The organism is Streptomyces sp. JNUCC 64, from assembly GCF_054484115.1.
Genome location: NZ_CM137015.1, coordinates 570,850 through 584,223, shown reverse-complemented (window position 1 = coordinate 584,223; position 13,374 = coordinate 570,850). Strand labels below are relative to the sequence as shown.

Below are 13,374 nucleotides of genomic sequence, written 5' to 3'. Positions count from 1 at the left end.
GGCTGATCCTTTCGGTCACCTCGGCCGCCGCCGTCCTCCGGGAGGCCCGGCGGACGGGGTGCGTCCGGCCCCACCGCGCCGGACGGGACGGGACCGCCCGGGCCTGGCGGTTCGCCGGGCCCGGGCGCCGGGGCCGAACCGTCCCGCCCGGAGCGGGGGACGGCCGGACCGGCCGGTGGACGGCCGCCGGTGGACCCGGCGGCCGCCGTACCGCGACGGGCACCCGCCCCCGGCCCCGACGGGCCGGGGCTCAGCGCGCCACGCTCAGCGACAGCGCGAACCGGCCCGCCCGGTCCGTCCACCAGTGGGTGCGCTCCAGGCCCGCCGCCGCCAGCTCCGCCCGGACGCCCTCCGCCCGGAACTTCGCCGACACCTCCGTCCGCAGCTCCTCACCGGCGGTGAAGTCGACGGCGAGGTTCAGCGCCGGGATCTTCACCGTCATCCCGGTCCGGGCCCGCAGCCGCATCTCGATCCACTCCCGCTCGGCGTCCCAGAGCGCCACATGGGCGAAGGCGTCCGGATCGAAGTCGGCGCCCAGCTCCCGGTTGAGGACGGACAGCACGTTCTTGTTGAACGCGGCCGTCACCCCTTGGGCGTCGTCGTAGGCGGCGACCAGCGTCCGCTCGTCCTTCACCAGGTCCGTCCCCAGCAGCAGCGCGTCCCCGGGTGCCATCAGGGCCCGCGCCGAGCGGAGGAACCCGGCCCGCTCACCGGGCAGCAGATTGCCGATCGTGCCCCCGAGGAACGCGACCAGCCGGGGCCCCGGGGTGGCCTCCGGCAGCTCCACCACATGGGTGAAGTCCGCGATCAGCGCTTGGACGTCCAGCCCGGGCCGCTCGTCGAGCAGCGCGGCCCCCGCCCCCTCCAGGGCGCTGGCGCTGACGTCCACCGGGACGTAGACCCGCAGCCCGGTGAGCGCGTCCAGCAGATGACGGGTCTTGTCGGAGGAGCCCGACCCCAGCTCCACCAAGGTGCGGGCGCCGGTCGCGGCCGCGATCTCCGGGGCGCGGTCGACCAGGATCTCCCGCTCGGCCCGGGTCGGGTAGTACTCCGGCAGGGTGGTGATGCGGTCGAACAGTTCGCTGCCCCGCGCGTCGTAGAACCACTTCGGCGGCAGGGTCTTCGGGGTGCCGGTCAGACCGGACAGCGCGTCGGCGCGCAGCGCCGCGCCCGCGGCGTCCTCGGCCAGGGTGCGGGTGACGTGGAACGGGCTCACGCGGTGGGCTCCTTGAGCGGGGTCAGCTGGACGCCGTCGGCGGTCGCGGTCAGCAGGGTGCGGTCCGGTACCCGCCGCCAGCGGGGGTCGTCGTCATAGGGCTCCGAGGCCACCACCGTGCCGGTGTCCGGATCCGCCAGGACGAACAGGGAGTCCCCCCAGACCGTCGCGGCGAGCGTGACGCCGTCGGTGAGCAGGAGGTTCAGCCGGGAACCGGGAGCCGCCCGCGCCACATCGGCGACGGTCTCCCCGAGCGCCCGGTCCGGTGGATCGCCGTCGGTCAGCCGCCGCAGCGCCAGTGCCCACACCAGCGCCGCGTCGCAGCGGGCCGCCAGGGACAGCAGATCGGCGGGCGGCAGGTCCGCCGCGAGCGGGGCCAGGGCGTCGGGCCAGCCCAGGACCGCCCCGTTGTGGCTGAACAGCCAGGGCCCCGAGGCGAAGGGCGCCGCCGCGGCCTCCCCGTCGGCGTCCGGCACGGTGGCGTCCCGGACCGCCGCGAGCAGGGCCCGGGTGCGCACCACCCGGGCCAGGTCGGTGAACGAGGGATCGGCCCAGATGGGCCCGGTGCGCCGGTAGCGGGCGGGCACCGGGTCCCCCGCCGCGTACCAGCCGACCCCGAAACCGTCGGCGTTGACCGTTCCGTACCGCTGGTGGCGAGGTGCCCAGGACTGCCGGTACAGCGCGTTCGGCGGTGCGCTGAGCAGTTCGCCGATCGCGATCTCCGGCCCCAGATAGGCGATGTGACGGCACATCAGACGCCCTCCAGGGGAATCCCGTCGGCGGGGGTGACGTCCCGGGCGGTGCGGAAGCCCGCGAAGATCTGCCGCCGGACCGGATGGTCCCAGTTGCGGAACGTGCCCCGGCAGGCCACCGCGTCCACCGCGAACGACCCGCCCCGCAGCACCTTGTAGTCGCCCCCGAAGAACACCTCCGAGTACTCCCGGTAGGGGAACGCGACGAACCCCGGGTACGGGGTGAAGCCGCTCGACGTCCACTCCCACACATCACCGATCAACTGCCGTATCCCCAGCGGAGACTCACCGGCCGGATAGCTACCCGCGGGCGCCGGACGCAGATGCCGCTGACCGAGGTTGGCGTGCTCGGGCCCCGGGTCCGCGTCCCCCCACGGGTAGCGGGTCGACCGGCCGGTCGCCGGGTCCAGCCGGGCGGCCTTCTCCCACTCCGTCTCGGTCGGCAGCCGTCGTCCCGCCCACCGCGCGTACGCGTCCGCCTCGAACCAGCCCACGTGCAGCACCGGCTCGTCGGGCACCAGCGGTTCGGTGAGTCCGAAGCGGCGGCGCAGCCACGTCCCGCCCTCCCGTCGCCAGTACAGCGGGGCGGCGATCCCCCGGGACCGGACGTGGTCCCAGCCGCGCGGCTCCCACCAGCGGGGGTCGTCGTAGCCGCCGTCGTCGACGAACCGCAGGTAGGCCGCGTTCGTCACGGGCGTGGTGTCCAGGAAGAACGGCGGCACCAGCCTGTGGTGCGCCGGTCGTTCGTTGTCCAGCGCCCACGGTTCCACGGAGGTCCCCATGGTGAACGGACCGCCGGGGACGAGGACCTCCGCCGGACCGGCGAAGTCCGCGGGCTCCGGCTCCGGCGCGGTCAGCACCGCGCCCCCGGTGCGCAACTGATGGGTGATCAGCATGGTCTCGTCGTGCTGCTGTTCGTGCTGGGCGATCATCCCGAAGGCGAAGCCCGCGTCGGTGAGCGGCGAACCGCGCAGCGGGGTGGACTCCAGGACGTCCAGGGCCCGGCCGCGGACCTCCGCCGCGTAGGCCCGGGCCTCCGCCGGGGGCAGCAGCGGCAGCGACGGCCGCTCGGCGCGCGGGTGCTCGAACGCGTCGTACAGCGGGTCGATCTCCGGCCGGAGGGCGTCCCGCCCGGCCACGGCCCGCAGCAGCCACTGCTCCTCCTGGTTGCCGATGTGCGCGAGGTCCCACACCAGCGGCGACATCAGCGGGGACACCTGCGCGGTCAGCTCCCCGTCCGTGACGGAGTCGGTGAGCAGCGCGGTGCGGGCGCGGGCGGTGAGCAGCGCGGCGCGGGCCCGGTCCCGCAGCGCCCCGGGGTCGTCCGACGGGGTGGTGACGGACTCGGTCATGCGGTCAGTTCCTTCCCGTGCCGGGCGAAGCCCTCGATCAGATCGTCGGCGGGGCACCGGCCCCGTGCCACGTAGCGGTCCGCGTACCCGGCGACGGCCGCCGTGACGCGGTCCGGCGCGCCGAGCCGGTCCAGCGCGGCCAGGGCCGCGCCGAAGCAGACCGTGGCGGCCTCCCTCAGATCCGGGTCGGTGAGTGCGGCGCGGGCCGCGGTCAGCCACAGCTCGCTGCCGGGCGCGGCCGTGCCACGGGCCCGCTCCGCCAGGGACTTCACGCACCGGTACGCCGTCTCGGTGGCCTCCGGGTCGTCGAAGAGGGCGGTCGTCACCGCCAGCGGAACCGTCCAGCCGTCCTCCCCGGTCTGGGCGTCGATCATCCGCAGCTCCAGATGCCCACGGGGCCGGACCGGGGGGAACAGGGTGCTGATGTGGTAGTCGAGGTCGGCGCGGGTCGGCGGCCGGGGGAGCCCGCCGCGTATCCAGGCGCGGAACGTCAGCTCCTCGGGAACCAGCCAGGGCCCGTCCTCGGTGCGCACGCACATCACCGGGGCGTCGAGCACCCGGCGGGCCCAACCGGCGCGGGGCGCCGCGTCGAGCGGCGGGGCGGCGGAGCGGCCCGGTTCGATGTCCGCCCACAGGGCCTGCCGGGTGGACCGCCAGCCCGTCAACCTCCCTTCGAGCAGCGGGGAGTTGGCGAAGGCGGCCACCAGTACCGGGCCGAGCAGATGGGCGAGGCGCCAACGGCGGCCCAGTCCCAGTGGACCGGGCTCCTCGAACCCGGCGTCCAGACACACCTGCACCGACGCCGAGGAGCACATCATCACGCGTCCGGCGTTCCCGGCGCGGTCCAGATAGGTCTCCATCGCCGCGTACCGGGGGGCCCGCAGCCAGCGGACCGGGTCGCGCCACGGGTCGGTGCCGATTCCCGCGAGCGCCAGCCCCAGGGGGCTCAGGGCGGCCCGCACGGCCGCCAGATCGGCCGACACGGCCGTCACGCACTCGGTGAGCGAGGCGGCGGGAGCCGAACTCAGCTCCAGTTGTCCGCCGGGTTCCACGGTGAGCGCCGAACCGAGCGGCAGCTCCCTCAACGCGGTGTAGACCTCGTCCAGCCGGGCCCGCGGAACCCGTTCGCGCGGCCGGTCGGCGGGGCGGACCAGCCATTCCAGCTCGACCCCGACAGTGCGGGGTGGTCCTGTCTTGAAACAGATGCCGCGGACCAGTGCCTCCGTGTCCGCGTCCGAGACCAGGGTGGTGGACTGCGTACAGTCTCCCTCTGTCATTGCCGGACCCTCCAGATCCTCAGGTGGAGATCCCTGGGCACCGACCGGACCGGAAACGGCCCGGTTCGGTGCTTCTCATCCACCCAAGACGGTCGGCGCCGTCCGCACAAGAGTGCCCCCGGCCGCCGAAAAGATGTCGCGGCCATGTGTTTGGCCGCGCGTCCCGTCGGACGGCCCCGGCCGTGTCCGGTGCGGGGGCCCGGCCACCAGCATGGGGGAGGGGCGCCGGGCGCGCGACTCAGCGCGGCCCGCCCGGGCCGCCCGGGAGACCGCCCGGCCGGTCGGCGTGGCCGGTACGGGCCGTCCCGTGACGACCCGTACCGGACCCGCGCCGGGGCAGCCGCCGACCGCCGCCACAGGTCGCGGTCCGGCCCCCGGCGCCGCCGCGACAGGGCCCGGAGCCGCTGACGGGGCCTTCCGGGGAGCGCCGGGCGCACGCCGTGCCCGGGAGCGGGCGCGGAGCGCGCCGTCGGCCGGACGGGACTGCGCCGCCGGGCCCGCCCAGGCCCGTCCGGCCCCGCTTCCCGGGCGCGCTCGGGGCCGGGCGGGGCGCCCTTCCACCACCCCGTCCTCCACATCGCCGTGCCGACGGCCCCCGAAGCGGCACGGTCCGGAGGGATCACCGTGCCGGGGCTCCGCGTTGTAGACGCGTCTACGGGGCATGCCGGATTTCTACGAACATCACCGGACGCGTCGGGACCCCTTTCCACTGACCGGGTGGTACACAGCCCGGCCGCCCCGCCTTCCCCTATGAGCGGGCCCGACGCCGGTCCGCCCCGTCGTGGAGGGCGCGCCGCGCGTCCGTGCGGCGCGCGCGGTTCCAGGCCGGGGCGCGCGGCCTGGCCGGGGCTGCTCGGGGTGGGCTCGGGACGGGCTTCGGCGGGACGGTCCGCGCGGGCCGTCCCGCCCCGGTACCCCACGGTCCCGGGAGGTCCCGCGGCGTCTTCGGGACGGTGGACGCGACGGGTCGGCGAACGGCGTCCGGCTCAGTCGGACGGGGTGGGCGGTGGCCGTACGCCGAACCACTGCTCGGCGCCGTACTCCTCGAACCGGCCCGCCTCGGTGAACCCCAGCTTCGCCGCGAGGCGCGTCGCGCGGGCGTTGGCCACCCGGGAGCAGAGCACCACCGGCTCACCGGGGCACGCGCCGGTGAACCAGCCGAGCGCCGCCGCGCCCGCCTCGGCGGCGTACCCGTGACCCCAGGCCCGGGGGAGGAACAGAAAGCCCAGCTCGGCCTCCCCGGCCTCCGGCCGTACGTGTCCCGGCCGCTCGGCGGCGCGCCGGTCGAGCGTGATCATCCCGATCATCGCCCCGTCGAGGTCGACCACGAAGAGGCCGGTGCGCCGCCCGGGCACCTCGGGCATCGCGCGTTCCAGCTCGGCGCGCGGGCGGGCGCCGCCGATGTGGGCGCCCACCTCGGGCGAGGCGAACAGCTCGACGAACGCCGCGCGGTCGCGGGCCTCCGAGGCGCGGAGGACGAGCCGTTCGGTCCGCAGGGGAACGGGCGGCCAGGCGGCGGCTTCGGGTCCGGTCATCCGGGCAACCTATCGCACGTGCGTGCGAGTTAAGGTCGCTGGTCGCTGGTCGCTGGTCGCTGGTCGCTGGTCGCTGGGCCCGGTGCCTGGTATCCGGTGTGCGGGTGGCGCGGGTGGCGCGGGTGGCGCGGGTGCCCGGTGGGTCCACCCCGCTCGCCGACGGTCGCACCGCACCGGACATCCCCCCGGCCGCCGGGTCCCGGCCCCGGTCGTCACCCCCTGGCCGGAGTGAAGGGGGCGGCCCGTCCCGCGCGGCGGTCCACGGCGTGGGACGCTCCCCGCGTCACGTGCCGGTGCCCCCGTGCGCGACGAGACGAGGGAGAACACCCGTGCCGGACGCCGACCCCCTCCCCATGTCGGACTTCAGTCGCCGTGAGTACGGCATCCACGAGGTGTCCGCGCGGTCCGTCCTCGACTACGGCCTGGCCCTGCTCGTCATCGCCGGGGCGGACGGCGAGGTGGCCCCCGAGGAACTGCGGTGGCTCCTCGACCACCAGCGGCGGTTCGGCGCCCCCGCCGAGGTGCTGGAGCGCTACCGGACCTTCGACCCCCGGGGCGTCGACCTGGTGGACCTCTTCCGTGAGGTGCGCGTCGACCACGACTCCTGGCAGGGCGCCCGGCACCTGCTCTACCACGCCGTCCAGATGGCCTCGGCCGACGGACTGCTCCACGAGGCGGAACGCGCCCGGGTGGAGGAGGCCGCCGCCCTGCTCGGCGTCACCGACGACATCGTCGGGGCCCTCGTCGCCCTCGTCGCGCTGGAACGCTCGGTGACCGCCCTCCGGCAGTCCCTCTTCGGGCTCCCCGACCCCGCCGCGCCCCTCCACCTGGACGGACCGCCGACCGACGACGACTGACGGGCCGACGGCAGGCTGACAGGCCGACGACGGGCTGACGGGCCGACGCGGGAGAGCGGCGGCCGTCCCGAGAGCGTCGGGGGCGGCCCGGGGCCGGAAGGACGTCAGGACCAGTCGTACCGTTCGCGCAGCCGGGCGGCGACCGTGTCGTAGCGGGCCCGGTCCAGCGCGCACGCCTCCCTGCGCATGCCGTCCTCGTGGACCCGCAGGACCCGGTCCAGATCCACCCAGGAGTCCCGGCCCGCCCGGTCCCACGGGCCGCTGCCGATGGCCACCCACTCCCGGTCGTCGTCGTGCCGTTTGCTGGACAGCGCGACGGCCAGCAGGGTGCCGGACGGTTCCCGGGCGACGACGAGCACCGGACGGTCCTTGCCGCGTCCGTCGGCCTCCTCGTAGGGCACCCAGGTCCACACGATCTCCCCCGGGTCGGGGTCGCCGTCGTGCGCCGGGGCGTACTCGGTCCGCACCCGCCGGACGGAGCGCGGTGCGGCCTCGGAGGTGGCGTGCGGGCCGGAACGGCCCGGCGCGTCCGGCTCGCCGTGGTCGTCGGAGCCGTACGGGCCGTCGGGAGGGGCGGTCATGAGGGCCACGGTAGGGGTCCGCGCCCCGGTCCGCCGTCCGGAGTGCCCGGACGGGTGACCTTGCCCCCGGCCCCCGGTCCCTCGCACCTGGCCCCGGCCCCTGGCTCCCTGTCGTCCCACATGTCCCTCAAGGCATAGCCGACCCCTTGGAACACAGCTGACTCACAGTCAGAGAGCTTTTTCCAGAAGGGAGTTGGCCGATTCCAGGTAGGCCGAAAATGCTGTCCGCCGCCATGGAAGGATGCGGAGCGTCATGGTGCAGATACCCGAGCAGCCCGTCATGCGCGTACCCGATCAGCCAGCCGAGCGGGAGCCCGTACCGAGGCGTGGTGCGCCACGCCTGACGGATTCCCACTCAGCCAAGCCCGCACACAACACCGCCTCCGCGCAATCCCGTTCCTCCCCGCGTCCCCTCACCCGCGCGGTGCCCACCAGCGCCGACGTGGCCCGCCTCGCGGGCGTCTCGCGGGCGACCGTCTCCTACGTCCTCAACAACACCAGTGCCGTACGGATCAGTGAACCCACCCGGCGGCGGGTCCACGAAGCCGCCAAGGAACTCGGCTACGTCCCGCACGCCGCCGCCCGCAGTCTGCGGGCGGGCCACAGCCGGATGGTCCTCATGCCCACCCCGGCCGTCCCGGTCGGCCCCCTGTACAGCCGTTTCCTCGGTGAACTCCAGTGGGCCCTGGGCCGACTGGACTACACCGTCGTGCAGTACGGGCGGGTCGGACTCACCGGGGAGGAAGCCGCCCGGGCCTGGGCCGAGCTACGGCCCGTCGCCGTCCTCGCCCTCGGCGTCCACGACCTCGGACCCCGCAGCGTGTCGCTGCTCAAACGGTCCGGGGCGCGGGCGGTGATGACCTTCGGCCCCCACCAGGTGACCGGGGCGCACACCCTGCTGATGGACCAGCACGCGGTGGGCCGCGTCGCGGGTGAGCACCTGATCGACCGGGGTCGTCGCCGGATCGGTGTGGTCGTCCCCGAGGAGAAGGGGTTCGAAGCGTTCTCCCGGCCGCGCGCCGACGGCGTCCGGGAGAGCGCGGAGGGTTCCGGGGCGGAGGTGGTCGAGGTGCCCCTGCGGTACGACGAGGCGTCCGCCGCGCGGCTCGCCGCCCGCTGGCGCCGCCTCGGCCTCGACGGGGTCTTCGCGTTCAACGACGAGTACGCGATGCTGTTGACGCGGGCGCTCCAGGACGAGGGCGTCCGGGTCCCCGACGACACCGGAGTGGTGGGCGCCGACGACCTGATGCTGGGGCGGCTGCTGCGTCCCCGGCTCACCACGGTGCGCACCGAACTGCCCTCCGGACAGGAACTCGCCGGGCTCGTCGACCGGGTCGTCCACGATCCGGCGGTGGAACCCCTGACCAGACAGCTCCTGGACGCGGTGCTCGTGGAACGCGAGAGCGGCTGACCCGTCGAACCCGGTGACCGGCCGGCCCGTGGCTCAAGGCCCCGCGGTCGGCCGGTCCCTTTCCAGCGGACCGGTGGACCGGCGGCTCGGTGGACCGGTGGACCTGCGGTTCGGCGGCTCGGTGGACTGGCGGTTTCCTGGGCCTCACACGCCCCGGACGACCCGCCGCTCCCTCCGTACCCTCCACCCGCACCCGATCGTCCCCTGACCCGGCAGCCCGACCCGGCGTCCCGGTGCTCCCCGGCCCCGGCGCCTCCGTCGGCCGACCCGCACCGGAACAGCGCGCGGGGACGCCCCGGCCGCCCCACGAACGGACAGCGCCGCGCCGCACGACGCGCGGCGGGCGTCCCGGAGAACGGCGCGTGAACCGAACCGTCCCCGCACCCCGGCGCGCGAGGGCGCACGTCTCCGCACGAAGACCACCCGGCACCCGAACCGCGACACCCGCACCACAACGCGACAGATCAGCGACCCCCACGACCGCCCCACGGCGAAGATCCGTGCCCCCGCGACAGCCCAGAGCGAAGACCGCGCCCCACGGCACCCCGCGACAGCCCGGGCCAAGTCCCACGGCATCCGTGCCGTCCGCGCCGTCCGAGGCGTCCGTGCCACCCACCCGACCGTCCCGCACGAAGACCCACGACAACGGAGACCGGTTGCGTCTCCCGGCGAAGGGAACTCCGCGATGACCCAGCTCCACCCCTTGACCTGGCGTCCGTCCACCCGGACCGGACCGTCGTACGCGGTGGTCGAACCGGCCACCGGCGGGACCCTGGGGGAGGTGCGGCGCGCCGGGGACGAGGACGTCGCGGCGTCCGTCGCCCGGGCCGTGACCGCCCAGCGGGACTGGGCACGACTGCCCCACACCGAACGGGCCGCCGTACTGCGCCGGGCGGGCGACCTGCTCGTCACCCACGCCGACGAGATACGGGACTGGCTGGTCCGTGAATCCGGCTCGATACCGGGCAAGGCCGACTTCGAACTGGGGCTCGCCACGCAGGAGTGCTACGAGGCCGCCGCGCTCGCCTCCCGCCCGACCGGACAGGTCCTGCGCACCGGTGGCCCCCGGCTCTCCTACACCCACCGGGTCCCGGTCGGGGTGGTCGGGGTCATCACGCCGTTCAACGCGCCGCTGGTGCTCTCGGTCCGCTCCGTCGCCCCGGCCCTCGCGCTCGGCAACGCCGTCGTCCTCAAGCCCGACCCCCGGACCGCGGTCTGCGGCGGGCTCGTCCTCGGCGCCCTGTTCGAAGCCGCCGGACTCCCCGGGGACCTGCTGCACGTCCTGCCCGGCGGCGCGGAGACCGGACAGCGGCTCATCGCGGACCCGGGCGTCCCCGTGGTCTCCTTCACCGGCTCGACCCGAGGCGGACGCGCCGTCGCGGAGGCCGCCGGGCGCCACCTCACCCGGGCGCACCTCGAACTCGGCGGGAACTCCGCGCTGGTCGTCCTGGAGGACGCCGACCTGGACGCCGCGCTGTCCGCCGCCGCCTGGGGTTCCTACTTCCACCAGGGGCAGGTCTGCATGACGACCGGCCGCCACCTGGTGCACGCCTCCCGGTACGAGGAGTACGTGGAACGGCTCGCGGCCAAGGCCGACGCGCTGACCGTCGGCGATCCCCACCGGGAGAAGGTCCACCTCGGTCCGCTGATCGACGCGGCGCAGGCGGACGCCGTCCACGGACTCGTCACGGCCAGCGTCGCGGCCGGGGCCGAACTGCGCGCGGGCGGTCGTCGCGACGGCCTGTTCTACCGTCCCACCGTGCTCACCGGGGTGGACGACGACACCCCCGCGTACGCCCGGGAGGTGTTCGGACCGGTCGCCCCGGTGCGGTCCTTCGCCACCCTGGACGAGGCGGCCGCCCTCGCCGCCGCCGGTCCCTACGGGCTCTCGCTGGGCGTCGTCACCCGGGACGCGGCCCGGGGTCTGGCGTTCGCCGCCCGGGTTCCCACCGGGATCGTCCACGTCAACGACCAGACGGTCGGCGACGAGGCCGTGGCGCCGTTCGGCGGCACGGGGGCGTCCGGCACCGGCGCGCGGTTCGGCGGGGACGCCAACGCCGACGCCTTCACCGAACTGCGCTGGATCACGGTCGACGAGGACGTTCCCGCGTACCCCTTCTGACCTCCGGCCCCGGAACGCCAGGGCGGCCGGTGCCCGAAGGTCCACCGGCCGCCCGTCCACCACCGCCCGGCGCGGACGGGGCCGCCTCCCCGCCCGTGACCACGGGGTCAGGAGCCCTGGGTGCCGCCCTGGCCGTCCCCGCCGCCCTGCGCCTGCTCGGCGATGGACTTGCGGACCTCGTCCATGTCCAGCCCGCGGGCTTGGCCGATCACGTCGTCCAGCACCGCCTGCGGCAGCGCGCCCGGCTGGGAGAACACCGCGACCTGGTCCCGCACGATCATCAGCGTGGGGATCGACTGGATGCCGAACGCCTGGGCCAGCTCCGGCTGGGCCTCGGTGTCGATCTTGCCGAAGACCAGGTCCGGGTTGGCCTCGGCGGCCTGCTCGTAGACCGGGGCGAACTGACGGCACGGCCCGCACCAGGAGGCCCAGAAGTCGATCAGCACGAACTCGTTCTCGGTGACCGTCTGGTCGAAGTTCTCCTTGGTCAGTTCCACGGTCCTGCTCATGTCCGCCGCCTGCTTCCTGGGTGTCTCGTGGTCTCGGCTCCGGGCCTTCCGGGCTCCCCGTCACAACGGCGCCGGGCCGCGCCGTATTCCGCGCGGCGCCGCGCGGGCGCCGGAACCGGGCCCCGCCGACCGGGGGACCGGCCCCGCCCGCCGGACGCGGACCGCATGGCCCCCGGACGCGGCGGCGTCCAGACTGGCTCCATGACGGAAACGAGCGACTACACCGAGTACGACGTGGTGGTGCTGGGCGCGGGCCCGGTGGGGGAGAACGTGGCCGACCGGACCAGGGCCGCCGGCCTGAGCACGGCCGTGGTCGAGAGCGAGCTGGTCGGCGGGGAGTGCTCGTACTGGGCGTGCATGCCCAGCAAGGCGCTGCTGCGCCCGGTGATCGCCCGTGCCGACGCCCGCCGGACCCCCGGACTGGCCGACGCCGTCCGGGGCCCCCTCGACGCCGCCGCCGTGCTCGCCCACCGGGACGAGGTCGTCGCGCACTGGAAGGACGACGGCCAGGTCGGCTGGCTGGAGTCCACCGGGGCCCGGCTCCACCGGGGCCACGGTCGCCTCGACGGCCCCCGCCGGGTGACGGTCACCGCCCCCGACGGCGGTACGCACACCCTCGTCGCGCGCCGGGCGGTGGCCGTCTGCACGGGTAGCCGGGCCGTCCTGCCGGACCTGCCGGGCCTCGCCGAGGCCCGGCCCTGGACCAGCCGGGAGGCCACCAGCGCCCGCCGGGCCCCGGAACGGCTCGTCGTCATCGGCGGGGGCGTGGTCGGCGTGGAGATGGCGACGGCCTGGCAGCACCTGGGCTCCCGGGTGACGCTGCTGGTGCGCGGCGAACGGCCGCTGCCCCGGATGGAACCCTTCGCCGGGGACCTCGTCGCCGAGGCACTGCGGGAGGCGGGAGCCGACGTCCGGACGGGGACCTCGGCGCGGTCGGTGACCCGCCGGGGCGCGACCGTCACGGTGGAACTCGACGACGGCGGGCGGATCGAGGCCGAGGAGGTCCTCGTCGCCGCCGGACGCGCGCCCCGCACCGAGGACATCGGCCTCGACACGGTGGGACTCGTCCCCGGCGACTGGCTCCCGGTCGACGACACCCTGAGCGTGACGGGCCACCCCTGGCTCTACGCCGTCGGCGACGTCAACCACCGCGCCCTCCTCACCCACCAGGGCAAGTACCAGGCACGGATCGCGGGCGCCGCGATCGCCGCCCGCGCCCAGGGCGTGCCGATCCTGGAGACGGACCGCTGGGGCGCCCACGCGGCCACCGCCGACCATGCGGCCGTCCCCCAGGTCGTCTTCACCGACCCGGAGGCCGCGGCGGTCGGTCTCACCCTGGAGGAGGCCCGGGCGGCGGGCCACCGGGCGCGCGCAGTGGACTACGACATCGCCTCCGTCTCCGGCGCCTACCTCTACGCCGACGGCTACCGGGGCCGGGCCCGCATGGTCGTGGACCTGGACCGCGAGACCGTCCTCGGCGTCACCTTCGTGGGCCCCGGGGTCGGCGAACTGATCCACTCGGCCACCGTGGTGGTCGCGGGCGAGGTCCCCCTGGACCGGCTGTGGCACGCGGTTCCGTCGTATCCGACGATCAGCGAGGTGTGGCTGCGGCTGCTGGAGGCGTACCGGGGGTGAGGGCGCACCGGCGGAGGCCGCGGTATGCATGGCATGGCTCGAACATGATCGAACATCCCTTTGACGGTTGTGATCGATGCCTTGTCGGAGTCCGCCGCTTCTCCCGGATGTCCGCAGCCACCAGCTC

The 13,374-nt window shown here is 75.3% G+C and carries 11 protein-coding genes; 4 read left to right on the top strand and 7 right to left on the bottom strand.

Annotated features, from left to right (window positions below; genetic code table 11):
* Positions 1-250 precede the first annotated feature (250 nt).
* The 5 genes from egtD to ACVWNX_RS02275 form a co-directional block, all read right to left on the bottom strand.
* On the bottom strand, positions 251-1,216 hold the full coding sequence (gene egtD / locus ACVWNX_RS02295; RefSeq protein ID WP_454412152.1) for an L-histidine N(alpha)-methyltransferase: 966 nt from the start codon (positions 1,214-1,216) through the stop codon (positions 251-253).
* Positions 1,213-1,968: an ergothioneine biosynthesis protein EgtC gene (gene egtC / locus ACVWNX_RS02290; RefSeq protein ID WP_454412151.1), complete on the bottom strand. Its 756-nt coding sequence runs from the start codon at positions 1,966-1,968 to the stop codon at positions 1,213-1,215. Before egtC ends, egtD begins: the two co-directional genes overlap by 4 nt.
* Positions 1,968-3,320, bottom strand: a complete 1,353-nt coding sequence (egtB, locus tag ACVWNX_RS02285; RefSeq protein ID WP_454412150.1) for an ergothioneine biosynthesis protein EgtB — start codon at positions 3,318-3,320, stop codon at positions 1,968-1,970. Before egtB ends, egtC begins: the two co-directional genes overlap by 1 nt.
* A complete protein-coding gene (gene egtA / locus ACVWNX_RS02280; protein ID WP_454412149.1) occupies positions 3,317-4,597 on the bottom strand; it encodes an ergothioneine biosynthesis glutamate--cysteine ligase EgtA in 1,281 nt (426 codons plus the stop codon). Before egtA ends, egtB begins: the two co-directional genes overlap by 4 nt.
* A gap of 986 nt (positions 4,598-5,583) precedes the next feature.
* On the bottom strand, positions 5,584-6,132 hold the full coding sequence (locus ACVWNX_RS02275) for a GNAT family N-acetyltransferase (RefSeq protein ID WP_454412148.1): 549 nt from the start codon (positions 6,130-6,132) through the stop codon (positions 5,584-5,586).
* Positions 6,133-6,485: 353 nt separating this feature from the next.
* Here ACVWNX_RS02275 and ACVWNX_RS02270 point away from each other — a divergent pair, with 353 nt between their 5' ends.
* The gene (locus ACVWNX_RS02270) at positions 6,486-6,989 is read left to right on the top strand and encodes a TerB family tellurite resistance protein (RefSeq protein WP_454412147.1); all 504 of its coding nucleotides are present in this window, start codon (positions 6,486-6,488) and stop codon (positions 6,987-6,989) included.
* A gap of 104 nt (positions 6,990-7,093) precedes the next feature.
* On the opposite strand, the gene ACVWNX_RS02265 is transcribed toward ACVWNX_RS02270, so the two are convergent.
* A complete protein-coding gene (locus tag ACVWNX_RS02265; protein WP_454412146.1) occupies positions 7,094-7,570 on the bottom strand; it encodes a type II toxin-antitoxin system PemK/MazF family toxin in 477 nt (158 codons plus the stop codon).
* A 424-nt stretch (positions 7,571-7,994) separates the two neighbouring features.
* Here ACVWNX_RS02265 and ACVWNX_RS02260 point away from each other — a divergent pair, with 424 nt between their 5' ends.
* Together ACVWNX_RS02260 and ACVWNX_RS02255 are read left to right on the top strand one after the other, a co-directional pair.
* On the top strand, positions 7,995-8,981 hold the full coding sequence (locus tag ACVWNX_RS02260; protein ID WP_454412145.1) for a LacI family DNA-binding transcriptional regulator: 987 nt from the start codon (positions 7,995-7,997) through the stop codon (positions 8,979-8,981).
* A gap of 685 nt (positions 8,982-9,666) precedes the next feature.
* Complete coding sequence (locus ACVWNX_RS02255) at positions 9,667-11,103, top strand: aldehyde dehydrogenase family protein (protein WP_454412144.1); 1,437 nt, start codon at positions 9,667-9,669, stop codon at positions 11,101-11,103.
* 107 nt (positions 11,104-11,210) lie between these two features.
* On the opposite strand, the gene trxA is transcribed toward ACVWNX_RS02255, so the two are convergent.
* Positions 11,211-11,612, bottom strand: coding sequence for a thioredoxin (trxA, locus tag ACVWNX_RS02250; protein ID WP_454412143.1), 402 nt, complete (start codon positions 11,610-11,612; stop codon positions 11,211-11,213).
* A 201-nt stretch (positions 11,613-11,813) separates the two neighbouring features.
* Here trxA and ACVWNX_RS02245 point away from each other — a divergent pair, with 201 nt between their 5' ends.
* Complete coding sequence (locus tag ACVWNX_RS02245) at positions 11,814-13,247, top strand: dihydrolipoyl dehydrogenase family protein (RefSeq protein WP_454412142.1); 1,434 nt, start codon at positions 11,814-11,816, stop codon at positions 13,245-13,247.
* Positions 13,248-13,374 lie beyond the last annotated feature (127 nt).